Origin of the sequence: Sphingomonas humi, assembly GCF_039536725.1 — a bacterium.
Classification (GTDB): Bacteria; Pseudomonadota; Alphaproteobacteria; order Sphingomonadales; family Sphingomonadaceae; genus Sphingomicrobium; species Sphingomicrobium humi.
Map to the genome: position 1 here is coordinate 112,237 of NZ_BAAAZD010000001.1, position 24,445 is coordinate 136,681.

At 65.9% G+C, this 24,445-nt stretch carries 22 protein-coding genes and 1 pseudogene; 5 read left to right on the top strand and 18 right to left on the bottom strand.

Features of this window, described 5'->3' with window-relative positions; all coding sequences use genetic code 11:
- Positions 1-3 precede the first annotated feature (3 nt).
- From ABD729_RS00440 to ABD729_RS00490, 11 genes are all read right to left on the bottom strand, one after another.
- Positions 4-1,206, bottom strand: coding sequence for an FtsW/RodA/SpoVE family cell cycle protein (locus tag ABD729_RS00440; protein ID WP_344708183.1), 1,203 nt, complete (start codon positions 1,204-1,206; stop codon positions 4-6).
- The gene (locus tag ABD729_RS00445; protein ID WP_344708184.1) at positions 1,203-2,471 is read right to left on the bottom strand and encodes a Mur ligase family protein; all 1,269 of its coding nucleotides are present in this window, start codon (positions 2,469-2,471) and stop codon (positions 1,203-1,205) included. The genes ABD729_RS00440 and ABD729_RS00445 overlap by 4 nt, the downstream gene beginning before the upstream one ends.
- Positions 2,468-3,538 carry a phospho-N-acetylmuramoyl-pentapeptide-transferase gene (gene mraY, locus ABD729_RS00450; RefSeq protein ID WP_344708185.1) on the bottom strand — a complete coding sequence of 357 codons (1,071 nt, stop codon included), beginning with the start codon at positions 3,536-3,538 and terminating at the stop codon, positions 2,468-2,470. Before mraY ends, ABD729_RS00445 begins: the two co-directional genes overlap by 4 nt.
- Complete coding sequence (locus tag ABD729_RS00455) at positions 3,538-4,917, bottom strand: UDP-N-acetylmuramoyl-tripeptide--D-alanyl-D-alanine ligase (protein WP_344708186.1); 1,380 nt, start codon at positions 4,915-4,917, stop codon at positions 3,538-3,540. The genes mraY and ABD729_RS00455 overlap by 1 nt, the downstream gene beginning before the upstream one ends.
- Entirely contained in the window at positions 4,914-6,344 is a 1,431-nt protein-coding gene (locus ABD729_RS00460) for a UDP-N-acetylmuramoyl-L-alanyl-D-glutamate--2,6-diaminopimelate ligase (protein ID WP_344708187.1), read from the bottom strand. The genes ABD729_RS00455 and ABD729_RS00460 overlap by 4 nt, the downstream gene beginning before the upstream one ends.
- A gap of 7 nt (positions 6,345-6,351) precedes the next feature.
- Positions 6,352-8,064, bottom strand: coding sequence for a peptidoglycan D,D-transpeptidase FtsI family protein (locus tag ABD729_RS00465; protein WP_344708188.1), 1,713 nt, complete (start codon positions 8,062-8,064; stop codon positions 6,352-6,354).
- Positions 8,061-8,654 (bottom strand): hypothetical protein, encoded by a 594-nt coding sequence (locus tag ABD729_RS00470; RefSeq protein ID WP_344708189.1) that lies wholly within the window; start codon positions 8,652-8,654, stop codon positions 8,061-8,063. The genes ABD729_RS00465 and ABD729_RS00470 overlap by 4 nt, the downstream gene beginning before the upstream one ends.
- Positions 8,655-8,719: 65 nt before the next feature.
- Positions 8,720-9,700: a 16S rRNA (cytosine(1402)-N(4))-methyltransferase RsmH gene (gene rsmH, locus ABD729_RS00475; RefSeq protein WP_344708190.1), complete on the bottom strand. Its 981-nt coding sequence runs from the start codon at positions 9,698-9,700 to the stop codon at positions 8,720-8,722.
- On the bottom strand, positions 9,697-10,119 hold the full coding sequence (locus ABD729_RS00480) for a division/cell wall cluster transcriptional repressor MraZ (protein WP_344708191.1): 423 nt from the start codon (positions 10,117-10,119) through the stop codon (positions 9,697-9,699). Before ABD729_RS00480 ends, rsmH begins: the two co-directional genes overlap by 4 nt.
- Positions 10,120-10,536: 417 nt before the next feature.
- The gene (locus ABD729_RS00485; protein ID WP_344708192.1) at positions 10,537-11,220 is read right to left on the bottom strand and encodes a DUF4350 domain-containing protein; all 684 of its coding nucleotides are present in this window, start codon (positions 11,218-11,220) and stop codon (positions 10,537-10,539) included.
- Positions 11,220-11,450: a hypothetical protein gene (locus tag ABD729_RS00490; RefSeq protein WP_344708193.1), complete on the bottom strand. Its 231-nt coding sequence runs from the start codon at positions 11,448-11,450 to the stop codon at positions 11,220-11,222. Before ABD729_RS00490 ends, ABD729_RS00485 begins: the two co-directional genes overlap by 1 nt.
- Before the next feature lie 79 nt (positions 11,451-11,529).
- Between ABD729_RS00490 and ABD729_RS00495 the strand changes: the two genes are divergently transcribed.
- Entirely contained in the window at positions 11,530-11,877 is a 348-nt protein-coding gene (locus tag ABD729_RS00495) for a hypothetical protein (RefSeq protein WP_344708194.1), read from the top strand.
- A gap of 68 nt (positions 11,878-11,945) precedes the next feature.
- On the opposite strand, the gene ABD729_RS00500 is transcribed toward ABD729_RS00495, so the two are convergent.
- Together ABD729_RS00500 and ABD729_RS13840 are read right to left on the bottom strand one after the other, a co-directional pair.
- Entirely contained in the window at positions 11,946-12,881 is a 936-nt protein-coding gene (locus ABD729_RS00500; RefSeq protein ID WP_344708195.1) for a phosphatase PAP2 family protein, read from the bottom strand.
- 371 nt (positions 12,882-13,252) lie between these two features.
- Positions 13,253-13,363, bottom strand: a pseudogene (locus ABD729_RS13840) (PEPxxWA-CTERM sorting domain-containing protein); the annotation flags it as partial.
- A 782-nt stretch (positions 13,364-14,145) separates the two neighbouring features.
- Here ABD729_RS13840 and purL point away from each other — a divergent pair.
- Both purL and ABD729_RS00515 read left to right on the top strand, forming a co-directional pair.
- Positions 14,146-16,371: a phosphoribosylformylglycinamidine synthase subunit PurL gene (purL, locus tag ABD729_RS00510; RefSeq protein WP_344708197.1), complete on the top strand. Its 2,226-nt coding sequence runs from the start codon at positions 14,146-14,148 to the stop codon at positions 16,369-16,371.
- Positions 16,368-17,108, top strand: a complete 741-nt coding sequence (locus tag ABD729_RS00515; RefSeq protein ID WP_344708199.1) for a DUF72 domain-containing protein — start codon at positions 16,368-16,370, stop codon at positions 17,106-17,108. Before purL ends, ABD729_RS00515 begins: the two co-directional genes overlap by 4 nt.
- A gap of 12 nt (positions 17,109-17,120) precedes the next feature.
- On the opposite strand, the gene ABD729_RS00520 is transcribed toward ABD729_RS00515, so the two are convergent.
- On the bottom strand, positions 17,121-19,085 hold the full coding sequence (locus ABD729_RS00520; RefSeq protein WP_344708201.1) for a response regulator: 1,965 nt from the start codon (positions 19,083-19,085) through the stop codon (positions 17,121-17,123).
- 73 nt (positions 19,086-19,158) lie between these two features.
- On the opposite strand from ABD729_RS00520, the gene ABD729_RS00525 reads away from it, so the two are divergent.
- Complete coding sequence (locus tag ABD729_RS00525) at positions 19,159-20,358, top strand: chymotrypsin family serine protease (RefSeq protein ID WP_344708202.1); 1,200 nt, start codon at positions 19,159-19,161, stop codon at positions 20,356-20,358.
- On the opposite strand, the gene spt is transcribed toward ABD729_RS00525, so the two are convergent.
- Positions 20,351-21,589, bottom strand: coding sequence for a serine palmitoyltransferase (spt, locus tag ABD729_RS00530; RefSeq protein ID WP_344708203.1), 1,239 nt, complete (start codon positions 21,587-21,589; stop codon positions 20,351-20,353). The genes ABD729_RS00525 and spt overlap by 8 nt on opposite strands.
- A 25-nt stretch (positions 21,590-21,614) precedes the next feature.
- Positions 21,615-21,857 (bottom strand): acyl carrier protein, encoded by a 243-nt coding sequence (locus ABD729_RS00535; protein ID WP_344708204.1) that lies wholly within the window; start codon positions 21,855-21,857, stop codon positions 21,615-21,617.
- Between the two features lie 81 nt (positions 21,858-21,938).
- On the opposite strand from ABD729_RS00535, the gene ABD729_RS00540 reads away from it, so the two are divergent.
- On the top strand, positions 21,939-22,325 hold the full coding sequence (locus tag ABD729_RS00540) for a PaaI family thioesterase (RefSeq protein WP_344708206.1): 387 nt from the start codon (positions 21,939-21,941) through the stop codon (positions 22,323-22,325).
- Between the two features lie 87 nt (positions 22,326-22,412).
- On the opposite strand, the gene ABD729_RS00545 is transcribed toward ABD729_RS00540, so the two are convergent.
- The gene (locus ABD729_RS00545; RefSeq protein ID WP_344708207.1) at positions 22,413-23,285 is read right to left on the bottom strand and encodes a hypothetical protein; all 873 of its coding nucleotides are present in this window, start codon (positions 23,283-23,285) and stop codon (positions 22,413-22,415) included.
- Between the two features lie 5 nt (positions 23,286-23,290).
- Positions 23,291-24,262 (bottom strand): diacylglycerol/lipid kinase family protein, encoded by a 972-nt coding sequence (locus tag ABD729_RS00550; protein ID WP_344708208.1) that lies wholly within the window; start codon positions 24,260-24,262, stop codon positions 23,291-23,293.
- Positions 24,263-24,445: the final 183 nt, after the last annotated feature.

The following is a 24,445-nucleotide window of genomic DNA, read 5'->3' on the forward strand; positions in this document are numbered from 1 at the left end:
CGCTTAGCGCCCCTCGCTCCACTTCACCACATAGGGCGATCGCTTCAGGTAGGGGTTGGTGCGGGTGAAGGCGAGCAGCAGGCCCATACCGATCGACAGTGCCAGCATCGAGCTTCCGCCGTAGGAGATGAACGGCAGGGTCATGCCCTTGGACGGGGCGAGCTGGACGTTGACCGCCATGTTGATCAGCGCCTGCAGCCCGAACTGGCAGGCCAGCCCGGCGGCGGCGAGGACGGCAAAGGGCTCGTCCTCGTCGAGCAATTTGACCAGCACCCGGACCACGATGGCGCAGTAGATGACCGCGATCGCCATGCAGGCGATGAGCCCGAACTCCTCGCCGATGACCGAGAAGATATAGTCGGTGTGGGGTTCGGGCAGGTGGAACTTGCGGGTGCCTCCGCCCGGTCCCATGCCGAGCAGCCCGCCCGCGGTCAGCGTGCGCATCGCATTCTCGACCTGGAAATTGTCGCCTTCGCCGAACAGGAAGCCGTCGATGCGGACCTGCGCCACGTCATAGAAGAAGTAAGCCAGCACGATGCCGACGAGGCCGGCGACACCCATCAGGCCAAGCACCCGGACGTTGGCCCCCGCCAGCGCGATCATCACGATCCACACGGTACCGAAGATGATGGTCGAGCCGAAATCGGGCTGGATCATCAGCAGCACCGCGACCAGCCCGGCAAGCCCGCCGGACAGAATCATCACCGGCAGCTTCTTGTCCTTTTCCTTGAGGCTGAGGATCCAGGCCACGGTGACGATGAAGAATGGCTTCAAAAATTCCGACGGCTGCACCTGCGCAAAACCAAAGCCGATCCAGCGCTTGGCGCCATTCACTTCCGGGCCGATCACCGGCACCAGCAGCATCAGCCCGATGCAGCCGGCGCAGCCGAGCAGGCACCATTGCCGCAAGCGCTCGCGCGGCATCATCGAAATGACGATCATCACCGGAATGGAAAGGGCGAGCCAGACCAGCTGTCGATAGAAATAGTAGAGGGGTGCGAAGGTGACGTTGCCGCCCGAATAGCGCTGCGCCGCAGCCGGGCTGGCGGCCGCGACGGCGACTAGGCCGATCGCGATCAGCACCGCGACGAGCACCAGCAGGACGCGATCGATCTCCCAGAACCAGCGCCCCACGGCCGAGCGGTCAGCGCGGCCGTAGCGATTGCTCGTGTCGATCGGAAAGGCCTTCGCCAGAACGCCGTTCATAATGCCCCCACCAAGGCCTTGAAGGCCTCCCCGCGCGCCTCGAAGTCCCGGAACTGATCAAACGAGGCGCAGGCCGGGGAGAGTAGAACCGTCTCGCCAGGAAGTGAATCCCGGGCGGAACATTTCACCGCATTTTCCAGCGTTTCCGACTCGATTACGTCCACCCCGCGCTCGCGCAGGAGCGTGGCGAACAGCGGACCTGCCTCGCCGATGGTGTAGGCGCGGACTACATGGTCGAAATGGCTGGCGGTGTCGCCCAGTTCCTTGGTCTTCGCTTGCCCGCCGACAATCCAGCGAATGCGCGGGTAAGCGGCGAGCGCCGGCGCCGCGGCCTCGGCGTTGGTCGCCTTGCTGTCGTTGACGAACAGGGTGCCATTCATTTCGCGAACGCGCTCCATGCGGTGCGGCAGGCCCGGGTAGCTGCGCAGGCCCGCAGCAATTTCCTCTTCGCCCAAACCCAGCCAGGCCGCCGTCTCGATTGCAGCGGCGGCGTTCTGCTCGTTGTGGGGTCCTTGGAGCGCGGGCCACCCTGCCTGATCGTAGCCGCTTGGCAGGGTCAGGCTGTTGAAGCCCGCAGCAGGAGCAACCAGCCCGCGCTCAAAGAGGCTCCAGTCGACAAGGGCCGTCTGGTCGGGCGACTGCATGGTGAAGAGCCGTGCCTTGCTCGCCGCGTAAGCATCGAAGCTTTCGTACCGATCCAGATGATCGGGCGTGATATTGAGCAATACCGCGACATCGCAGTCGAGGCTCTGGGTCAGGTCGATCTGGTAGCTCGACAGCTCCAGCACGTAGACGCCGCCTTCGGGCAGCGGGTCCTGCGCGAGGATCGGAAGGCCGATATTGCCGCCCATGGTCGCCGGCATGCCGGCGGCCTTGAGGATGTGGTGGACCAGCGCGGTCGTGGTGCTCTTGCCGTTGGTGCCGGTGATCCCGACGACCTTGTGCGGCGGAAGATTGGGCCGGGCGCGGGCGAACAGCTCGATGTCGCCGATAATTTCAACGCCTGCCTCCCGCGCCCGCTGGGCAAGCGGATGGGTGTTGAGGGGCACGCCGGGTGAGACGACGAAACTGTCGAATTGCGAAAAGTCGGCGCTGTTGAGGTCGAGAAGCGCGGCGCCCTCAGCCTGCGCCCGCGCCTCCCCTTTATCGTCCCATGCCGTGACTTGGGCGCCGCTCGCCACCAGCGCGCGCACGGTGGCGAGGCCGGAGCGGGCGAGCCCGTAGACGGCGTATCTCTTGTCTTTCCAGGCCTTGGCCGTGATCACCGCAGCTTCAGCGTCGACAGGCCGGCCAGCGCCAGCACGAAAGCGATGATCCAGAAGCGGATCACGACCGTCGGCTCGCTCCAGCCCTTGTGCTCGAAATGGTGATGGATGGGCGCCATCAGGAATACCCGCCGCCCGGTCCGCTTGTAGACCGCGACCTGGATGATGACGGAGAGCGCCTCTACCACGAACAGCCCGCCGATGATCGCCAGCACGAACTCGTTGTGGGTCGCGACCGCAACCGCGCCCAGGGCGCCGCCGAGCGCAAGGCTGCCCGTATCGCCCATGAAGACCGCCGCCGGGGGCGCGTTGAACCACAGAAAGGCAAGGCAGCCGCCGACCACCGCCAGAAGCAGGACGGTGAGGTCGCCGACCCCCGGCACATGCGGAATGCCAAGGTAAGTCGCATAGCGCGCGTTGCCGCCAAGATAGGCGAGGAGGACGAAGGCGAGCGCCGCGATCACCACCGGCATGGTGGCCAGCCCGTCCAGCCCATCGGTCAAGTTCACCGCATTGCCGAAGGCGACGATCACGAACGCACCGAACAGGACGTAAAACCAGCCCAGCTGCATTGCCGGTCCCTGCACGAACGGCAGGTAAAGGTTGGTGCCCGACACCCGCACCATCAGCCAGGTCGCGAAGCCGGCGATCACGAATTCCAGCAGCAGCCGGACCTTGCCCGGAATGCCGGCGTGGTGCGCCTTTTTCACCTTGTCGTAATCGTCGAGGAAGCCGATCGCGCCGAAGCCCGCGGTGACCGCCAGGCAGGCCCAGACGTAGGGGCTCGCAAGGTCCATCCACAGCAGGCAGGAGATCACAACCGACACCAGGATCAGCAGGCCGCCCATGGTCGGCGTGCCGCGCTTGGCGAGGTGGGTCTGCGGCCCATCGGCTCTGATCGGCTGCCCCTTGCCCTGACGGACACGAAGCATGTTGATGAACCACGGCCCGATCAGCAGGCCGATCAGCAGCGCGGTGGCTGTCGCGGCCCCGGCCCGGAAGCTGATGTAGCGGATCAGGTTCAGGACACCTGGAAAACCGAGATATTCTGCGATGACGTAAAGCATTAGGCCGCGCCCCCTGCCACCCGCTCGACCAGCGAAGCAAGCCCTATCCCGTTCGATGCCTTGACCAGTACCGCGTCATCCGGGGCGAGCCGTGCCAGCAGCGCGGCGGTCGCGGCGGACGCGTCGGCGACCACGGTGACCGGAAGCCTGCCGTCCAGCGCCGCCGCAAGCGGCCGGGTCGCATCGCCGACCAGGATCAGTTCGGCGATTCCGGTTTCGAGGATGATGGGCGCGAGGCCGGCGTGCGCCTCATCGCTGAAGTCGCCAAGTTCGAGCATGGTGCCCAGCACTGCCAGCCGCCGGCCGTCGACATTTTCCGCCGCGAGGCTGCGCAAGGTGGCGCTCATGCTGGCAGGATTGGCGTTGTAGCTTTCATCGATCAGCAAGGCGGTCCCGCCCGCGACGGGGACCTGGTGGCGCGCACCGCGACCCTTGAGGCCGCCCATGTCGCCGAGCGCCAGCCCGGCCGCAGCGAGGTCGGCGCCGACCGCTTCCACTGCGGCCAGCACGGCAAGGCTGTTGCCGACCCAATGCTCGCCGGGCTGAGCGATGTTGTAGGTGAGGTCGGCGGTCGTCAGCCGAGCGGTGACGAGGCTTCCGCCGCTATCGGAGCGGACTGCATGCATCGCCGCCACGTCCGCGTCGCCCGAACCAAAGGTCACGATCGTCTCGGCAAAGCGCCGCGCACCCTTCAGCAGGCGGTCGCGATAGGGCGTGTCGTTGGGGATGATCGCCGTTCCGCCTGGTTCCAGGCCTTCGAAGATCTCGCCCTTGGCGTCCGAAATCGCCTCGAGCGATCCAAGATTCTCGATATGCGCGGGCGCAATGGCGGTAATCAGCGCGACGTGCGGACGGACCATCGCGGCGAGGGCGCGGATTTCCCCGGCATGATTCATCCCCATCTCGAAGATGCCGTAGACGCTGTCGCGCGGCATGCGGGCGAGGCTCAACGGCACGCCGACATGGTTGTTGTAGCTCTTGAGCGAGCGATGCACCTTGCCCGGGTGCCGCCGCGCCAGCGCCGCCGCGAGCGCTTCCTTGGTCCCGGTCTTGCCGACCGAACCGGTGACGCCAAGCACCTTGCCGTCCATCCGCGCGCGGCCTTCCCGGGCCAGGGCCTCGAGCGCTTGCGGGACATCGGCCACGAGCACGTGCGGGCCTTCCACGGCGCGGCTGACCAAGGCTCCTGCCGCACCCAGGCCAAGGGCCCTGGCGACGAAATCATGCCCGTCGGCGACTGTCCCGGGCATGGCGACAAAGAGCCAACCGGGCTCCACTTCCCGGCTGTCGAAGGTGATTCCGGTGACGTCGAACACGGCCGAGGCGGTGCCCCCGGTGGCCGCTTCGATCTCGGCCGAAGTCCACAGCGGGCCGCTCACGCCGCGCACTCCCGAGCGACCTCTGCATCGTCGAACGGCATGACCTGCGTCCCGATCACCTGCACCGTTTCATGGCCCTTGCCGGCGAGCAGGACGATGTCGCCTTCGCGCGCTTCGCCGATGGCGAATGCAATCGCCTCTCGCCGCCCGCCGATCTCGCGCGCACCGGGGGCGCCGGCGAGGACTTCGCGGCGGATCATTGCGGGATCTTCCGTGCGGGGATTGTCGTCGGTGACGATGACGAGATCGCTGCCCGCCGCCGCCACCCGGCCCATCTGCGGCCGCTTGCCCTTGTCGCGGTCACCGCCCGCGCCGAACATCGTGATCAGCCGTCCCTCGACGTGCGGCCGCAGCGCGGAAATCGCCGCTTCCAGCGCGTCGGGTGTGTGGGCGTAATCGATATAGACGGGCGCTCCGGCGGGGGTGATGACCGCCCGCTCAAGCCGCCCACGCACGGGGGACAGGCGCCCGAGGCCTGCAAACGTCTGCGTCCACTCGCCCCCGGTCGCGAGCACCAGGCCCGCAGACACCAGCACGTTCGCCGCCTGATAAGCGCCGATCAGCGGCAGCTTCAGGGTCCAGTCCTTGCCGCCATGGCCCAGTACCAGGGTCTGGCCGAGTGGGCTGGCGGAGCGGCTCTTGAGATCGATCGTCTCGCCGCCTGGGCCGACGGTCATGACCTTGAGCCCGCGCCGGCGGGCGCATGCAATGACATCGGCGCTTTTGGGATCGCCGGTCCAGACGACGGCGGTCCCATGATCATCCACCACCTCGTCGAACAAGCGCATCTTGGCCTCGAAATAGGCCTCCATGGTGCCGTGGTAATCGAGATGATCGCGGGAGAAATTGGTAAAGGCCGCGGCCGATACGGTCAGCCCTTCGCTGCGATATTGGTCCAGCCCGTGGCTCGACGCCTCATAGGCGACGTGGGTGATGCCCATCGTCCTCAGCCCCGACAGATTGCTAAGGAAGGTGACGATGTCGGGCGTGGTCAGACCGGTCTTAACCTGGTCGTCGGCGGTGGTGACGCCGAGCGTTCCGACCGAGGCCGAACGCTGCCCGGCCATGCGCCACAACTGGCGCGTCATCTCGACGGTGGAAGTCTTGCCATTGGTCCCCGTCACCGCGACCACGGTTTCGGGATAGGGCGCGAAGAAGCGCGCGGCGAGTTCCGCGAAGCGTCGGCGCGGTTCGGCGGCGGCGATGTGCAAGGCGCCTTCGACGCGCGCGTCGGGCCGCGCGATCACCGCGACGGCGCCTGCCGCGACTGCTGCAGGGATGAAGTCCTCGCCGTTGAAGGCCGATCCGTGAAACGCACCGAAGACGGTGCCCGGCGCCACCTTGCGGCTGTCGATGGCGAACCCCGTCACATCGGGCGCAGCCGCTCCGGCGCCGGCGGGAACGTCGACGAGATCGGACAATCGCATGGGTTCGCTATTTCTCTTCGCGAACGAACGGCAGAACTTCGCCCATGTTCGCGTCGCGCTTCATGTCGGGGCGGACGCCCAGCATCGGCGCGATCCGGGCCACAACCTTGCCGAAGGTCGGCGCGCTGTTCCAGCCAGCGGTGCGGAAGCCGTACGTGTCGGCGCTCCCCTTGGGTTCATCGAGCATCACCACCATCGCATAGCGCGGCTCGTCCATCGGGAATACGCCCGCGAAGGAGGTGATGTTGGCGGTCTTCGAATAGCGTCCGCCGACGATCTTCTCGGCAGTGCCGGTCTTCCCGCCGACGCGGTAACCGATCGCGTCCGCTTTTTTGCCGGTGCCCTTGGTGACCACGAGGCGAAGCAGCGAGCGCATCTTGTAGCTGGTTTCTTCGCTGAACACCCGGCGGCCCGGGGCGACCGGATGTCCGCGGTTGACCTTGAGCAGAGTCGCGGGGCGATAGATCCCACCGTTGAAGAGCGTCGCATAGCCCATGGCGAGGTGCAGCGGGGTGACCGCGATCGAATGGCCGAACCCGACGGTCATGGTGGTCGCCTGGCTCCAGTTGGAAACCGGAATGGTCAGCGTGCGACCGCGCTCGGGCAGTTCGACCTCGACCTTGTTCATGAAGCCCATGCCCTTGAGGAACGCGCGTTGGCGCTCTCCCCCCACCTGCGCCGCGATCTGGGCGGTGCCTATGTTGGAGCTTTCCATCATGATTTCGGCGACCGAGCAGGGACGACCGAACGGGTGGGTGTCGGTGATGACCCGCCCGCCCGGCAGCGACAGCTTGTCGTAGCAGGGATAGATCTGCCCCATCGACTTCACGTCGCCGGTCTCGAGGGCCATCGCCACGGTGAACGGCTTGAAGGTCGATCCCAATTCGAACACGCCGAGCGTCGCGCGATTGAAGCGGGCTTCGGGGTTCATGTTGCCGGCGATGTTCGGATTGAGCTGCGGCAGCGAGGTCATCGCCAGCACCTCGCCGGTGTGGATGTCGATCAGGACGCCGGCGGCGCCGATCGCGTTGAAGGTCGTCTTGGCCTGGAGCAGCTCATGTTCGAGCGCCTGCTGGACGCGGCTGCTGATCGACAGCGTCAGCGGCTCGCCGCGCTTGGCGGGATCGCTGAGATAGCCGTCCATCGCCCGTTCCATCCCCGACGCGCCATGGCCGTCGATGTCCGTCGAGCCAAGAACGTGCGCGGCAAGGTCGGTCTGCGGGTAAAGCCGGTCGGGCTCGCGGCTGAGTGCGATGCCGGGCTCGCCAAGCGCATTCAGCGCCTGCACCAGGCGCGGCGCGGCGCGGCGCCGAAGATAGATGAAGCTCTTGCCCGAATTGATTTCGGCCATCCACCCGGCCGCATCCTTTTCCGGCATCAGCCGCGCCAGCTCGGCGCTTAGGGCGCGCTTGTCGCCGATGATCTTCGAAGGCTGCAGCGCGACGGTCCAGCTGTCGATCGTACGGGCAAGCGGCTGGCCGTCGCGATCGACGATATCGCCGCGTTCAGGAATCGAGGAGGACGCGGTCAGCTGACGCCCGGCATGATCGCCGAACAAGCCGAGGTAGGTCAGGCGGAGAACGATCGCGATGATCACCGCGCCGAAGATCAGCATCCCGACCATCAGCCGCTGGTGCATGATGGCCAGCAATTGACGGCGTTGTCCGACCAGTCGGAGCCGCTCGGGCCGGGCGACGAGAGCGGGGGTCGGAGCGTTCATTGCCGGGCTTTGGAATCCTTGGAGGCTTGGGTCGTCTCGGGCGGCGCCTTGGCCTTGGCCTTGGGCTCCGCCTTTGCAATGGCCGGGACGATGGTCTTCGCCGTGACCTTGACCGGCGCCGTAGCAGGAGCGGCGAGCGCCTTCACCGGCTTAGGCGTCGCAACCTTTGGCTTATCCACAATTTTTTCAGGTTGCTGCGCGGGCACGTCACGCTTGTAGCTCGCGATGTGCATCAGGTCCTTCGCAGTCGACCCACCCTTGGACTCTGCAGGGTTATCCGCGTCGTCGCTGGTGACCGCCGGGCGCTGCGAAGCGGGCGCGGGCGCCGAGGCCAGCACCACCGGCGCAGCAGGATCGACCTTGCTGGTCGGCGCGGCCAGCGTGGCGAGTTGGAACTCGCCCTCGAGGAATTGCTGCGCCTGCGGAGCCGACAGCGCCAGCACCTTCACGTTCCAGCTTTCAAGCTGTTCGAGGCGGCCGCGCGTGCCGATCTCGGTCTGCAGCACGCGAATGTCGCGCTGCGCCAGGACGATCCGGTTCTGCACTTCTTCCAAAGCCGCGCGCTCGGACGCGACCTTGAGGCTCACCATATAGCAGCCGAGCGCTGTACCGGCGACCGCCGCGACCCAGCCGACTTCGCGAAAACCACGCATCGTCATGCCGCCTTTCTGGGGGTGCAGGGAGCTTCGGTCCGGATCGCGCTGCGCAGACGCGCCGACCGGGCCCGGGGATTGATTGCCAATTCCGCCTCGCTCGGGGCGATCGGCTTTACGACGTTGCTGAAGGTCGGCGCCGGACCGGGCGCCGCCATCGGGCGATGCCGCGAACCCGCTGGCGCGGTGCCGCTGCGGACCTTGAGGAACTGCTTCACGATACGATCCTCGAGGCTGTGAAAGGTGACCACCGCAAGCCGCCCACCGGGCCGAAGGGCGCGCTCGGCGGCCTCGAGACCGGCCTCGAGCTCGGCCAGTTCGGCATTCACGTGAATGCGGATCGCCTGGAACGTGCGGGTAGCCGGGTCGGTCTTCATCCCCGCGTGCCAGCCAAGCACCTTGCGGCAGATCGCCGACAGCTCGCTGGTGCGGGTCAGGGGGCGCGCGGCGACAATGGCTCGGGCAAGGCCGCGCGCCTTGGGCTCGTCGCCGTAGGTGCGAATGACGCGCGCGATCTCGGCCTCGTCGGCGGTGTTGAGGAAGTCGGCGGCACTTTTGCCGTCCTGGCTCATCCGCATGTCGAGCGGGCCGTCCTCGCGGAAAGAAAAGCCGCGCTCGGCCTGGTCGAGCTGCATCGAGCTCACTCCAATATCGAGGGTGATGCCGTCGACCGGCAACAGGCCGCGCTCGTCGAGTGCCTCGGCCATGCGCGAGAAACGCTCGTGGATAAGGGTCAGGCGGGAATCCGGGACGAGTGATGGCCCGTTGGCTATCGCATCAGGGTCTTGGTCAAAGGCGACCACTCGTCCCGCCCCCGCCCGGAGCATCGCGCGGGTATAACCGCCAGCTCCGAACGTGCCGTCGACGTGGATCTCATCTTGGGAAATCTTGAGAGCGTCGACGACTTCGTCGACCAGCACCGGGAGGTGGCCTGTCTTGGGCTTCAGGTCACCAAGAGAAACGGAGGGGGGATTCCCGCTCATGCGAGCCCCCGTTCCTCGAGCCGGTACCGGCAGACGTCCTTGAGGTCCTCGGGGATGCGATCATCGCCGAGGAGCGTTTCGGGATTCCAGATCTGAAAGGTCTCGCCCACGCCCAGGAACAGGACGAGGTCGGAGATGCCACCCTTCCGGCGCATCATCGCGGGAAGCAGGATGCGGCCGGTGCTGTCGTAGGGCACTTCCTCGCTGACCGCAAAGGCGAGTAGGTTGCGCTGCTGGTAGGCGAGCTGGGCGCCCTCTTCCTGCTCGCTCTTTTCGAGCAGGCGCTCGATCTTGCTGTGCTTCAGCGCGGCGTAGGCGGGGTCGTAGGCGCTGAGGCAGGCAAAGGTCTCATGCTTGGCAAGGACGATGGTGCGGGCATCGCCGCGACGCTCGATCACGGAGCGCAGGAAGGCGGGCACGGAAACGCGACCCTTCGCGTCCACTCCGTTCAAGGCACTGCCCTGGAACAGGTGCTCCAATGCCACCGCGCAAAACTCCCCTCGCGCGGTGGACAGATTCCTCCCGTTCGCCGGAACGCGGGGTGACCGCGACCGGCGGCCGGCCCAACAGAAATGGGATCAGCCCCGCGCTATACTCTGTGTGTAACGCGGGTGACCATGGGACTCAATGGGATTTGATGGGAAACCGTGGGAGAAAATGGATTATGGCTGATTTCTGCGACTTTGCTGCACCACTTCCGCGCCGACGTTCCCTCCCCGTTCTCGTGTGTGATGCTGTGGATAAGTCTGTGAACACGAAAATGCCAGCGAATCCCACGTCCGCCCATGGCCGCCCACCCCACCCATGAGTCAGCCCGGCGTTCGGTCGCCCGAAGTTTAGCGCCGCAGCTCGCCGAGCAGCGCGAGCACGGCCTTTCGGTCTGCGGGATCCTCGCTCATCGCCAGGTCGGCGTCGGCGACCAGCGTCGCATAGCCATTTCCGATGCGGCAGCGGGCGACGGCCCGCGTCGGCGCCAGGGTGCACGTGCCCCCCGCCCGCGTAAACGACCCGATATCGGCGGAAGCCAGCCTGATGCCGCGGCCAAGATCGGTCGCCGATCCTTCCGCGCGCGAATCCGCGCCCTCGTCCAGGGTGACGCCCCAGTGGGCGAGGAGGCCCGTATCCGGATAGCGCAGGGGCGGCCGGAACTTGTCGCCGAGCGGGCGCCCGCTGTCGAAGCGCAGGAGCGGATCGGCGAGAAGTACGATCCGACCCCCGTCCCTTACCCATTTATCGAGGGCGACCAGTCGTTCCGCGGTCAGGGCCTGAGGCTGCACGGCGAGCAACAGCCCGCCCGGCCGCAATTGCTCGGGCCCGTCGACCGCCGTCACCTTGTAATCGGCCTCGAGCTCGGCGAGCAGTGGTTGCGCCTGCTGGTCGAGGCCGAAGCGTTCCCCGAACACGATCGGCAGGCTGGTCAGAAGCGCCAGTTCGGGTTTGGGACCACCGCCTTGCGCAGCGCCATCTGCCTTGCACGCGCAGAGCATCGCACCGAGCAACAGGAGCAGGCCCGAGCGCATCAGCGCCGGGGCGCAGTGCCCGCCTCATTTTCGGTGCCGGGGCCGGGTGCAACGCCGAGCTCGCCCAGCGGGTCGCTCGGTGCCTCGACCACATTGGCGGCGGCGGCATTGTTGGCCGGCGGTTCGGCGCTGCGATCGATCGCCGTGCCGATCAGCACCATGATGAAGACGAAGGCCAGGCCGGTCAGGCCATAGCGGATGCGCTGAATTGCGGTTCCTCCTACCCCCATGCGGCCAAATTATGCCCATCGTCGGTGAAAGCAAGTCTAGGCCATTGACCGTTCATGCTGCACCCGCGAAAGGCGAATCATGACCACTCGCCTCACCCTGCTGGCGCTCGGCGCCGCCCTGACCCTGACCGCCTGCAACAACAACGATCACACGATCGTCCAGCAGGGCCCGGTCGATCCGATGGCCAACGAGCTTGCCAATGCGGCTCCAGTCGAGCTTCCCGCCGCCATCCTCGAAAGCAAGAGCTACCGCTGCTCGGGCGACAACAGCGTTGTCTACATCGACTGGCTGAGCAACGGGAAGGCCCGCATCAAGAAAACTCGGGACGAAATCCCCGGCACCGAGATCGATGTCGATGCCGCCAAGGCGATCGGCGATGCCAAGTCGGCGACCATCAAGTATCAGGGTAAGAGCTGCAAGGGCTGACGCCTCGACACCCCCTCACCTCTCATCGGACCCCGGCCCTTACCGGCCGGGGTTTTTGTTTGCGCTGGTCAAGAGTGGACGTCCGGCGTGCAGGGGTCCCTTCCCATGTCCCAAGCCTGGCCGAGACGGAGCGCCGGCAGCCTGAACTCTTCAAGTCCTCGATAGGCGAGACCTGTCGCTTTCCAGACGACGGCCATCAGCACGGCGGCAACCGGGCCATCGACAAAATAATGCCATCCGAAGTGAACCGAACCCACCCAGATCAGAAAGGCATAGCCGCTGAGAACGAAGCCGAGCAGCCGCCCCTTGGCGAATCCCGTCAGGGCGAGCAGCGTTGCCAGCGCAACGTGCATCGACGGCATGGCCGAAATGCCTCCCACCGAATCGAACACGCGGCGGTGATAAAGCTCCAGCAGCATTGGCTGGAATTGCAGCGTCTGGATCGGATTGCCCTCGCTGGCGGCATGGGCCTCGATCGCGGATAAGCGCATCTGGAGCGAGTGATAGTCCGGGTCGGGACCGATCAGGGCATTGTAGAAAACCGGTCCCGCGGACGCGAAATACCAGGCTGCGATCGTCCCGATGAAAATCCAGGCGCCGAGCCAGCTGGCGATCATCTGAAACCGCAGGCGACGGTCATTTACGCAGGCGCCGGCGAAGAGCGGATAAATGAAGATGATCGCCAGCCATGCGCTGTAGAGGGCGTTCAGGAACCTGCTCCCGCCCACCGATCCGAACACGGCGTGGGTAATGACCCACGGCGAGGTTCCGCCAAACAAGGTCCGACCGATGTGGGCAAAGGTCTGGTCCCACAGGAATCCCCGCTGCGGCAGCAAGACTTGCTTGAACATCGCGTAACTTGCGAAGGTCTGGCCCACGACCAAGGTTGCGGTGAGCAGCCAGACCGCCTTGGTTTTCCAGTTATGCCGAAGTGGCGGGTGAAAACGCGCGGCAAGCGCCATGGCGGCCGCGGCTACGGCTGCCACCACTGCAGCCGAGCGCACGAAAGGCGAGGACGCGAGCAGATAGCCCGAAAGGCCGACACCGCTGAGCTTGAAGAGAATGAGCCAGTAGCAGGCGAGGCACAGCAGGATCGTCCCTGCCCCGAGCAATTCCCGCTTTGCCGCCAGCGCGTCTGGCCCGTCATAGGCCCGGGCGACACGCCAGGTGGAGGGAGATTGCTCGAACATGGTCCAACTGTTGACCCGGAAGGACCTAATTGTTGGTTAATTCCCCAGTAATCGATCGATCGCCGTCCCGGAAACACGCGGATTTCTGCCCCGCGTCCAACCGCTTTGTTAAGGGGCAAAGGCGCCAGATACGAAAAAAGGGCCCGGCATTGCTGCCGGACCCCCTTGGATCAGGTTGAAAAGATTTAGGCGGCCTGCGGCAGGAACCGCGCGGTGGCACGACGGCGACGCATCGAGAAACCGATCGCGCCGAAGCCAACCAGCATCAGGGCCCAGGTGCCCGGCTCGGGAACCGCGCCGGCGGCGGCCGAGAAGGTCTGCAGCTGGTTGCCCTGCGCCGAGAAGGAGAACGTGCCGGGGGTCGCATCAAAGCCGGTCATCCGGATCACGCCGGTGCCCTCGAAGTTGAGGAAGCTTCCCGGACGGGACACGCTGGTGATGTTGTTGAGATCGAACTGGATGCCGTTGACAGTCAGCGACATGAAGTTGGCGATCGGGCTGAAGGTCGAAAGATTCGGAATGTCGGTCAGCGTGCCGCAAGAGCCGCTGCAGGTAACGCCGGTGAAGCTACCGGTGCCCGCGCCGACGAAAAACAGCTGACCCTGATAGTCAACGCCGGTGGCCGTGTTCCAGGCGCTCGAGCCGATGGGAGTGGCGAGACCGCTGATGCTAATCTGACCGGTGATTGGCGTCGCGGCATATGCCGGCGTCGTCGCAAGCAGGGCAGCGCCTGCCAGCATGAGCTTCATGCTCGTGTTCATTGACTACCCCTTTGTTGTCGAGTCGGAACGTAAATAACTGATTAACTTCCTGCTGTCTAACAAAGAACATTAATATTATGTTCTGAAATGGGACGTTTTCGGCCGTTTCCGAGGCTTCCAGAAACAGGAGATTTAATTTTTTACGAGGCACGGAACCGATTCTGAATTTCGGAGTTTTTGCTGCCCTCTTTTACCGGATTGGTTTGTTTCGAAAGGCCGCTATTGGAATCGCTTCGTTCGACGCGGTTATGATCCGCAGCGACGACTCGCCTTCCTCCCGCATTGGCCAAACCGGCGCTGCCCGCTAAGGGGCGCGCATGACCGCGATCTCCCGCCAAGTCGTCGCCGACCACGGCCTTTCCCCGGACGAATATGAGCGCATCCTCCATGCGCTTGGACGCGAACCGAACCTGACCGAACTCGGCATCTTCTCGGTCATGTGGTCGGAGCATTGCTCCTACAAATCCTCGCGTATCCACCTGAAGAAGCTGCCGACCACTGCGCCGTGGGTGATCTGCGGACCGGGCGAGAATGCCGGGGTGATCGACATCGGCGATGGCGACGCGGCGATTTTCAAGATGGAGAGCCACAACCATCCCTCCTACATCGAGCCCTATCAGGGCGCGGCCACCGGGGTCGGCGGGATCCTGCGCGACGTCTTCACCATGGGTGCGCGGCCGGTCGCAAACCTCAACGCGCTCCGCTTCGGCGATCCCAGCCACCCCAAGATGCGCCACCTGATCGCCGGCGTGGTCGCCGGGATCGGCGGCTACGGCAATTGCGTCGGCGTTCCGACCGTCGGCGGGGAGACCAACTTCGACCCCGCGTACAACGGCAACATCCTGGTCAACGCGATGACGGTGGGCGTCGCGAAGACCGACAAGATCTTCTATTCGGCCGCCGCCGGCATCGGCAATCCGGTGGTCTATGTCGGCTCCAAGACCGGGCGCGACGGAATCCACGGCGCGACCATGGCGTCGGCCGACTTCGGCGAGGACAGCGAGGAGAAGCGCCCGACCGTCCAGGTCGGCGACCCCTTCACCGAAAAGCTGCTGATAGAGGCCTGCCTCGAACTGATGGCGTCCGACGCCATCGTCGCCATCCAGGACATGGGCGCGGCGGGCCTTACTTCCTCCAGCGTCGAGATGGCTTCGAAGGGAGGCGTCGGCATCCGCCTCGACATGGACGCGGTCCCCTGCCGCGAAACCGGCATGACGCCCTATGAGATGATGCTCTCCGAAAGTCAGGAGCGCATGCTGATGGTCCTGAAGCCCGGCCGCGAGGCTGAGGCAGAGGCCGTCTTCCACAAGTGGGAGCTCGATTTCGCGGTGATCGGGACCGTCACCGATACCGGCCGGATGGAGCTGGTCTGGAAGGGTGAAACCGTCGCCGACATCCCGCTCGGGCCGCTGGCCGACGAAGCCCCGCTCTACGACCGCTCGGCGATGAGCCGCGGGGAATACAAGGCGTGGGCGCAGGTGACGCCGCTGGGCGACATTCCTCAGTCGACCGACATCGCGGGCGACCTGGTGAAGCTCATGGCCTCGCCCCACCTCGCTTCGCGGCGCTGGATCTGGGAGCAGTATGACAGCCAGGTCGGCGGCGACACGGTGCAGAAGTCGGGCGGCGACGCGGCGGTGGTCCGGGTCCACGGCACCGACAAGGCGCTTGCCATCACCACCGATTGCACCCCGCGCTATTGCTATGCCGACCCGTTCGAGGGCGGCAAGCAGGCAATCGCCGAGGCCTATCGCAACCTTTCAGCGGTCGGCGCGACCCCATTGGCGGTCACCAACTGCCTGAATTTCGCCAATCCGCAGCGGCCCGAGATCATGGCCCAGATCACCGGCTGCCTTGAAGGCATGAGCGAAGCGTGCCGCGCGCTCGATTTCCCGATCGTGAGCGGCAACGTCAGCCTCTACAACGAAAGCAAGGCGACCGGCGGTGGAAGCGCGATCCTTCCCACGCCCGCGATCGGCGCGGTCGGGCTGATGGCGGACTGGTCGAAGAGCGCGCCCATCGCTCTGGCCGCCGAGGGCGAGACCCTGCTTCTTCTTGGCCATACCAAGGGGCACGTTGGTCAGTCGCTATGGCTCGAGGTCTGTCACGGCCGCCGTGAAGGCCCGCCGCCACCCGTCGACCTCGCCGTCGAGCGGCGTCTGGGCGAGCTGGTTCGCGATCTGATCGCGCAGGGTCTCGTCAGCGCGGTTCACGACTGCGCCGATGGCGGCGCCGCAGTGACCATGGCCGAGATGGCGCTGACAGGCGGGACCGGCTTCACCATGACGATCGTGCCGGAACTGCCCAATCCCGCCGCCATGCTCTTCGGCGAGGACCAGGGCCGGCTCGTCGTCGCCACTTCCCAGCCCGATCGCGTCCGCGAATTCGCCGCCCAAGCTGAGCTCTTCAGCGTTCCAGTAGGCGTTACCGGCGGCGACGCGATCGTCTTCGATCTGGTCAACCGTGGCGGCGAGCAGCGCGTCAGCCTTGCCGACCTTCGCACTGCGCATGAAGGCTTCTTCCCGGCACTCATGAAGGCGTGACCATCCGGATCGGCGTCGGGGGCTGGACCTACGAGCCGTGGCGCGGGACTTTCTATCCCGATGGCCTCGCGCACAGGCGTGAGCTCGAATATGCCGCGCGGCACCTGACCGGGATCGAGATCAACGCTACTTTCTACAGCCGGCAGAAGCCGGCCAGCTGGCGCAAATGGGGCGATGCCGCCCCCGCCGGTTTCCAGTTCAGCCTCAAGGCCTCGCGCTTTTCGACAGCGCGCAAGGTGTTGGCCGACAGCGCGGGATCGATCGAGGTCTTCCTTGGCCAGGGCTTTACCGAGCTGGGTGCCAAGCTCGGTCCGATCAACTGGCAGTTCGCCGCCACCAAGCCATTCGAGCGTGACGATTTCTCCCGCTTCCTCGACCTGATCCCCGACACGCAGGATGGTGTGCCATTGCGCCACGCCCTCGAGGTCAGGCACCCAAGCTTTGCCGACCCCGCCTTCTTCGCGCTCGCCCGCGCACGCAACATGGCGGTGGTGTTCGCGGACCATGATGAATTCCCTCGCTTCGAGGAGCAGACGGCCGACTTCACCTACGCGCGGCTCCAGCGGAGCGCGGATGCGATACCGGCTGGCTATGATGATGCGGCGCTGGACGGCTGGGCGGCGCAGGTCAGGACCTGGGCGGCGGGCAAGCGCGACGTCTTCGTCTTCTTCACGTCCGGCGCCAAGGTCCGCAATCCCGCCGCGGCGCAGGCGCTGATCGCTCGCCTCGGCGGCTGAGTAGCCGTTTGATCAGGCGGCCCTGACCGGGGCTTCCGCCCGTCCCAGCGCCGCCGCCACCGCGTCCTGCAGGGCGCCGACGGTGAAGGGCTTGCGGAGCATTTCGTAGCCCTTGAGGTCCTCGCCTTCGCCCTCACCGACATAGCCGGTGACGAACAGCACCCCGAGCTCGGGATAGCGGTGCTTGAGGTTACGGATCAGTTCGGGCCCGGTCATTCCGGGCATGATCACGTCGCTGATGACAAGGTCGAAGCGGCCGGTTTCGAACGCGGCCAGCGCTTCCTCGGCGTTGGCGCAGGCGACCGGCTGATAGTCGAGGTCCTCGAGCGCGCCGACGGTGGCGCTGCGAACGCGCGGATCGTCTTCGACCAGCAGGATGCGCGCGCCTTCTGGTTCCCGGCGCGGCTCGCTCGCGCCGTGGCTGACGATCGAATGGAACTGGACTTCCGGCGCTTCAACCGTGGTGCGGGGCAGGAACATGCTGACCACTGTGCCAACACCCACCGCAGAATCGATCGCCACCTCACCCCCCGACTGGCGCGCGAAGCCGAATATCTGGCTGAGCCCCAGCCCGGTGCCCTTGCCTACTTCCTTGGTGGTGAAGAAAGGTTCGAAGGCGCGGCGTTGGACCTCTTCGCTCATGCCCGAGCCGGTGTCGGCCACCGCCAGGCGCACATAGTCGCCCGCAGGCAGGCCTGCGATCTCGCCTTCGCCGAGGATGACGTCGCTGGTCGCGATGGTGATGACGCCCTCGCCTTCCATCGCGTCACGACCATTGACCGCAAGGTTGAGGAGAGCGTTTTCGAGCTGGTGCGGATCGACGAAGATCGGCCACTCGCTATTGCCCTGCACTCGCACCGTGATCCGCTCGCCAAGGGTGCGGTCGAGGAGATCGGTAAGGCCGTTCACCAGGTCGGTCGCGACGACGCGTTCGGGAAGCAGCGGCTCGGCCCGCGCGAAGCTCAGCAGGCGGCGGGTCAGCGCGGCGGCGCGGGTGGCGCCGTCCATCGCATTGTTGAGATGCTGCATGATCTCGCGCTTGGGCCCGCCGATCCGGCGCCGGGCAAGGTCGATGCCCCCGACCACCACTGCAAGCATGTTGTTGAAATCGTGCGCGATACCGCCGGTGAGTTGACCAACCGCCTCCATTTTCTGGATCTGGCGCAACTGGGCCTCGGCCAGTTCGCGCTCCTCGGCCTCGGCCCGGAGCGCTTCATTGGCGGCGGACAATTCCTGCGTCCGCATCGCGACCGCATGCTCGAGCGTCTCTGCCTCGCGCCGGGCGATGAAGTTCTGGCGCACCGCCTGCAGGGCGAGGATTCCGAGGCCGATCGCGGCAAGCCCGACGATCACGCCGAGCCACGACAGGTAATCGGTGAGTCGGTCGGCCTGCGCCGAGAAAAATTCGGTCTGCTCCATCGAATTGCGCAGCACCGCCCGTTCGGCGGCGGCAATCTCCGACAATTTGCTGCGCAACTGCGAGCCAAGGGTCCGCGATCCGTTCTGCTCTTCGCGGGTGTAGGTATAGAAAAGTCCGAGCCCTCCCTCGCCCTTCGCGCTCGCCGCGGCCTGCGCCACGCGGGCAAGATTGTTGCCGTGCTGCGTGTAGTAGCCGCGCGCCTCGGCCACCCGCGCCGCCTGCGCCGGATCATGCCGGACCAGCCGTTCGAGCTGGCGAAGCTGGGTTCCGGCAAGCCGCCATTCGTTGGCGTAGATGCTGCCCGAGACATTGACCTGTTCGTCGAGCACGAAGCGGCCGAGCGCCCCTTCCGAGCGCGCCAGCGTCGCGTCGAGGGTGCGCACGAGCAATGTCACGTCATAGGCATGCCGCTCGCGTTCGAGCGCGGCATCACGCGCGCGGTTGCTCATTGCGACGAGAAGCACCATGCCGAGCAGGATGAGCGCCGCAACCGTCGCCCCGGCCGCAGCCCCGAAGCGCCGTCCGGCGAATTCGCTTTCGTCGGTCCTCGCCCTCATGATGAAACAGTCTACGACCCGACACCGCAGCGCACAACCGCTCGTTCATGAAAGCGGGCACAGAAGGCTGACCATGACAGTTCGCCTTGTCCTGCTCGCAGTGCTGTTCGCCGCGGCTCCTGTCCCTGCCCTAGCCGCGGACCCGGTTCGCCTGTCGCCCGAGCAGGCGCTGGCGGCGGACGCGGAGCGCTATGCGAGCATGTTCGGCGTTTCCGCGGAAGAGGCGCAGCTGCGGCTCGACCAGCAGCGTGCAAGTACCAGGATCAGCGATGCACTGCGGGTGCGCTACCGCGAGCGCCTCGCCTCGATCAGCGTGGTGCACCGGCCCGACTGGCACCTGCTAGTGCGACTCACCCCGGGCGAGCGGCCAGCCGACAGCATCGAAAGCGTGAACGGACTGGCGGTCCCCGTGCGGTTTGCGGTGGATGCGGCGGGCACCCGCGAACAGGCGGTGCGCCTGCTCGACCAATATCGCTTCCTGCTGCCAGAGCTCATCCCCGGCTATCGCGGTGCGGGCGTGAACCCGGCAACGGGCGGGCTCGTCGTGATGCAGCGCCCGTCCGCGGACAGTCGTCCGGTGGCCGACGTCGAGCGCCTGCTTCAGGAACGGATCGGCCTGCCGGTGCGGGTCCGACGGCTTGATGCGCAGCTTCAGGACAGCGCAGCAATCGGCGGCGGACGGGTCGAAGGGCCGAACGCCGATGGACGCCGCTTTCGCTGCACCACCGGCTTCGTCGTCCGCAACGCCAGGAACGAACTTGGCATCACCACTGCCGCCCATTGCCCCGACACCCTGACCTGGCGCGCACCCGATGGCGAAGAGCGGCTCCTGCCGATGCTCGGCGCGTGGGGCGCAGCGCAGAACGATATCCAGATCCACGGTGGGGTCGGGCCGGCCGAGGCATTGATCTATTCCGACACCGCCAAAACGACTGTTCGCCCGATCACCAGCTGGGCGACCCGGCCGATGACCCGGCCCGGCGACTGGTTGTGCCTGCGCGGGGAAAGCTCGGGCTATGCCTGTTCCGAAGTCGAGCTGACCGACTTCGCCCCGCCCGCCGACCTGTGCGGAGGCTTATGCACCTCAAGCTGGGTGACGATGCGCGGGCCCGAATGCCGCCGCGGCGACAGCGGTGCGCCGATCTTCCTCGGCTCGATCGCGTACGGCACGCTGAAGGGCGGCGCCTACAATGCAGACGAAAAATGCGCGTTCAGCTATTATCAGAGCGTCGATTATCTCCCGGGCGACTGGCGGGTGCTGACGGTCAGATAACCCCGACGCGCTTGCCGGCGGCTTCGAACATGCCGAGGATCTCGCCGACCTGTTCCTCGCTGTGGAGGGCGCAGAGCGAGCAGCGCAGCAGGGTCATGCCGGCCGGAGTCGCGGGCGGGCGGGCTAGGTTCACGTAAAGCCCCTCCTGCAGCAGCGCTTCCCACATCGCCGCTCCACGCTCGAGGTCGGGCATGATGACCGCGATGATCGCCGATTGAGGCGTGTCGGTGCCGAGGGTGAAGCCGAGGCTCTTGAGCCCGCCATGCAGGCGGCGGCTGTTCGCCCACAGATGCTCGCGCTTTTCCTTGGCGCCGCGCAGCAGGTCGATCGAGGTGGCGGCGGTCGCCACCACGCTCGGCGGGAGCGAGGCAGTGAAGACGTACGGGCGGCAGACAAGGCGCAGGATCTCGAACTTGGGATGGTTCGAAACGCAGAAGCCGCCGACGGTGCCGACCGACTTGGAGAAGGTACCGATGACGAAGTCCACTTCGTCCAGAACACCCTGCTCCTCCGCGACGCCGCGACCGTTGGGACCGATGAACCCCATCGAATGCGCTTCGTCGACCAGCACCATCGCGCCCGCCGCCTTGGAGACGGCGATCATTTCCTTGAGCGGTGCGGTGTCGCCAAGCATCGAATAGACGCCTTCGAGCACGACCAGCTTGCCAGCTTCAGCGGGAAGCCGCTTCAGCCGCTTCTCCAGGGCTTCGACGTCATTGTGGCGGAAGGCGACGATCTGGGCATTGCCGAGCGCGCAGCCGTCATAGATCGAGGCATGGCTGTCGATGTCGAGGATGACGTAATCGTCCTTCCCCGCCATGGTCGAGATGATCCCGAGGTTGGCCTGGTAACCGGTCGAGAAGACCATCGCATGGTCCATGCCGTAGAAGCGCTTGAGCGCCTCCTCGCACTCGCGGTGGCCCTGATAGGTGCCGTTGAGCACCCGGCTGCCGGTCGTTCCCGCGCCATAGGCGTCAAGCGCCTTGTGGCCGGCGGCGAGCACGTCCGGATCGAAGGTCTGGCCCATGTAATTGTAGGTGCCGAGCAGGATCGTCCGCTTGCCGTTGCAGATCGCGACCGTCGGGCTCTCGACTCGTTCCATTACCAGGTTGAACGGGTCGGTGACGCCGGTCGACAGCAAGGCCTCGCGCTGATCGATCAGCGGCTGGAACTTGTCGAACAGGTCGGCGCCGGTGCCGCGCACGCTCGGCTTGCCTGCTTCGGCGGTCATCGCAAGGCCAGGATCGGTCATCCGTTCAGCCCTCGAGCTCGCCGACGGCGTCGATCAGCGCCCCGACAGTCTCGATCTCGGCGGCACGGTTCATCGTGATGATGATATCGAACTCGTCCTCCACGGCGGCGACGAAGTCCATCACGGTCAGGCTGTCCCATTCGAGGTCCTGGGCGAAGCGGATTTCCTCGCTCACCTCGATGCCCTTCTTGTTGAATTCGCCAATGATCCGGAGGATCCGGTCCTTGCGTGTGTCGCGGTCGGTCATGTCATTCTCGCTACGGTTTCCAACCCCCAAGCGCAACAAGGGGGCGAAATCCGGGCAGGCCGCCGCTAAGGGGCGAATTAGATGAGTGACGGACTACCTCCTTACGCCCAGCTGTTGCAGCTGCGCACCGAACTGGGCGCCGACGGGCAGACCCTGTTCATCATGCCGTTCCATGACGATGTGATCGGCCGTCCCGGCTATCTGCACGGCGGCGCAATCGCCGGGCTACTGGAATTTGCCGCTTATGGTGAGCTCAGCCGCGCGCTCGAGGGCCGGAGTCTCAGGCCAAAGCCCATTTCGGTGACGGTCGATTATCTGGTCGGCGGGAAGGAGCGCGACACGTTCGCCGGGGCAACCATCGAACGGCTCGGCGCCCGGATCGCCAATGTCGAGGCGTTTGCCTGGCAGAAGGATCGCCGCACGCCGATCGCCAGCGCGCGGATCAATTTCCTGCTCGCGGCGGACTAAGCAGAGCCTCTTTCCAGGACAATCGCGGAGCAAATGCACCGCGTCGATCTAGCGGATAGCTTCGCTACGCTCGCAATGACGACGTGTTCAGCGGATCGCGCCGCTGCGCAGCAGCCTGGGCAACAGCATGATCGCCGCCGCCAGTGGGTGCTTCTTCTGCCAGCCGGTCAGTTCGATCGTCGTGCCGGCGTGGCGGTTGATTTTCCAGGCGATATATTCGGCGCCGCCGGCAAAGGTCGCGCTGGCCTTGGCGAGACGGGCGACGGACAGCAGCTTGCCCTCGACCCGCCGCCGCCGCCACGACCCACCGCAGCGTTTTCCGCAGGCGCGCGCCGCCGCCATCGCAGGCCCGAAGAAGCGCAGGTAGCGCTGGGGATCCTGGTCGACGACGTTGACCCCGCGCTCCTTCTTCTCTGCCCGAAGCTCGGCCGAATAGGTCAGCGCGAAGGCGGCCTTCCATAATTCCAGGGGCGGCCGGTCGTTCGGAACCGCGCTGAGCGCCGCACTGAGCAGGGTCGGAGCTGCGCGCGACACCGCGTCGACTACCCGCTCCCGTGCCTGCGCGTCCTTACTCCACACCAAGCGCGACGGCTGCGCGAAGCGGGCCCACACCGACACGCTGCGGGTCTCCGGACCGTTCAGGCGATGAAAGTCGGCTTCGCTCAGCACCGCATATTTGGCCGCAAGGCCGCCATGCGCGAAAGGGAAGACGTTGGGCGGGATCAGCCAGTTGGCGGCGGCAAGCCAGCGCGCCGGATAGGCTTCCCTGTAATCGGACACGATCAGGTAGAAATCGAGCATCGCGCCTTCGAGCGCTACGTCGCGCAGGCACGAGCCGTAGAAAAGAACGGCGCGAGAGGCAGGGGCGTGGGCCGCCGCGATAGCTTCGGCCATGGCCCGGATGCGGGGGTCGACCGGAAGGGCAAGCTCCTCCGCGACGAGGACGCGCAGCTCGGCCATGGAAGTCAGGCGGCGAGGCGGACGAAGGATAGTGGCGCGGCGCGGGTCAGGGTGATCGGCTTGCCGATCCCCGCCTCGAACATCTCGCCGTCGAGGATGACCGAGCTGCGGTCCCCTTCGATCGAAATCTCGTCGACTTCTTCCAGGTGGACGCCTGATACCTTCTTGTGGCCAAGTCGGCCGCGGACGCTGGCCAGAAGGCCGCCAAGCATCGAGCTCGCCCGGTGCTCGACCGCCAGCAGTTTGAGCGCCCCGCCATGCCCGGTCTTGACCTCGCTGCCGAGGAGCAGGCGCTCGAGCGTGGTGACGGCCAGCAACGCGAAACGTCCGCGAAGGGTACCGTGACGCCGGACCTTGACCTCGATCATCGAGGGGAGCGGCGGCAAGAAGCGCGACTTCAGCCCGAACAACAGACGGGCCAGAACCGCAATGGCGGTCAGGACATGGCTGATCCCGTTGGGAAGGCCGAGCGGATAAATCTTGTCCCGGCAATAGAGCATTGTGTCGGCGAGACCCGCGCCACCCAGGAACATGCCAAGCACCGGCCGCGGCCGGCCGTCACTCGTCAGCGCGATCAGTTCGCGCGCGACCAGATGTTCGGAAAGGTTGCCGCGCGCCATCTCGAGCAGGCGCTCGAGCGCTACGACCGGATCGCCCTGCGCGCCGAGGTCAAGCGCGATGAGATTGGTCTTGCCGTTCGGAAGCACCGCGACTGGGGGGAGTTCCTGTTCGAAATGCCCGCCGTTGACCATTTCGGTCAGCGCCGCCTGCACCGTCCCGTCGCCGCCGTTGATGACCAGCAGCTTGGGCCGGACCCGGGCGATGGTGCGGAGCGCTTCTCCGACCTGGTCGGCCCGCTCGACCTCGTAATGAAAGATATCGGGATGTTCTGCGCAAAAGGCCCGAACGCGAGGAAGCTGGGAGCGGTTACCGGTGGAACGGGGATTGCTGAGGAGTGCGATACGCGTCTTTGCCATCAGCGATTCGCGCCCGCAGCAGCGAGGAAGTCCTGGGTCGACACTGTCAGTGCACGGCAGCGCATCACGGTCACGTTCCTCGAATTCTCACAGCCCCGTGATCCGATGGTCAGCCCCGCTTCAGCAAGCCGCGGACAGACATTGGGACACGATCAATTGTGTCGTTGCGCTTGCTTTGCGGCC

Coding starts and splice junctions, on each gene's coding strand:
- ABD729_RS00440 (WP_344708183.1), bottom strand. CDS start 1,206: ATGAACGGCGTTCTGGCGAAGGCCTTTCCGATCGACACGAGCAATCGC.
- mraY (WP_344708185.1), bottom strand. CDS start 3,538: ATGCTTTACGTCATCGCAGAATATCTCGGTTTTCCAGGTGTCCTGAAC.
- ABD729_RS00460 (WP_344708187.1), bottom strand. CDS start 6,344: ATGCGATTGTCCGATCTCGTCGACGTTCCCGCCGGCGCCGGAGCGGCT.
- ABD729_RS00465 (WP_344708188.1), bottom strand. CDS start 8,064: ATGAACGCTCCGACCCCCGCTCTCGTCGCCCGGCCCGAGCGGCTCCGA.
- ABD729_RS00470 (WP_344708189.1), bottom strand. CDS start 8,654: ATGGTGAGCCTCAAGGTCGCGTCCGAGCGCGCGGCTTTGGAAGAAGTG.
- rsmH (WP_344708190.1), bottom strand. CDS start 9,700: ATGAGCGGGAATCCCCCCTCCGTTTCTCTTGGTGACCTGAAGCCCAAG.
- ABD729_RS00485 (WP_344708192.1), bottom strand. CDS start 11,220: ATGCGCTCGGGCCTGCTCCTGTTGCTCGGTGCGATGCTCTGCGCGTGC.
- ABD729_RS00490 (WP_344708193.1), bottom strand. CDS start 11,450: ATGGGGGTAGGAGGAACCGCAATTCAGCGCATCCGCTATGGCCTGACC.
- ABD729_RS00495 (WP_344708194.1), top strand. CDS start 11,530: ATGACCACTCGCCTCACCCTGCTGGCGCTCGGCGCCGCCCTGACCCTG.
- purL (WP_344708197.1), top strand. CDS start 14,146: ATGACCGCGATCTCCCGCCAAGTCGTCGCCGACCACGGCCTTTCCCCG.
- ABD729_RS00520 (WP_344708201.1), bottom strand. CDS start 19,085: ATGAGGGCGAGGACCGACGAAAGCGAATTCGCCGGACGGCGCTTCGGG.
- ABD729_RS00525 (WP_344708202.1), top strand. CDS start 19,159: ATGACAGTTCGCCTTGTCCTGCTCGCAGTGCTGTTCGCCGCGGCTCCT.
- spt (WP_344708203.1), bottom strand. CDS start 21,589: ATGACCGCCGAAGCAGGCAAGCCGAGCGTGCGCGGCACCGGCGCCGAC.
- ABD729_RS00535 (WP_344708204.1), bottom strand. CDS start 21,857: ATGACCGACCGCGACACACGCAAGGACCGGATCCTCCGGATCATTGGC.
- ABD729_RS00540 (WP_344708206.1), top strand. CDS start 21,939: ATGAGTGACGGACTACCTCCTTACGCCCAGCTGTTGCAGCTGCGCACC.
- ABD729_RS00545 (WP_344708207.1), bottom strand. CDS start 23,285: ATGGCCGAGCTGCGCGTCCTCGTCGCGGAGGAGCTTGCCCTTCCGGTC.
- ABD729_RS00550 (WP_344708208.1), bottom strand. CDS start 24,262: ATGGCAAAGACGCGTATCGCACTCCTCAGCAATCCCCGTTCCACCGGT.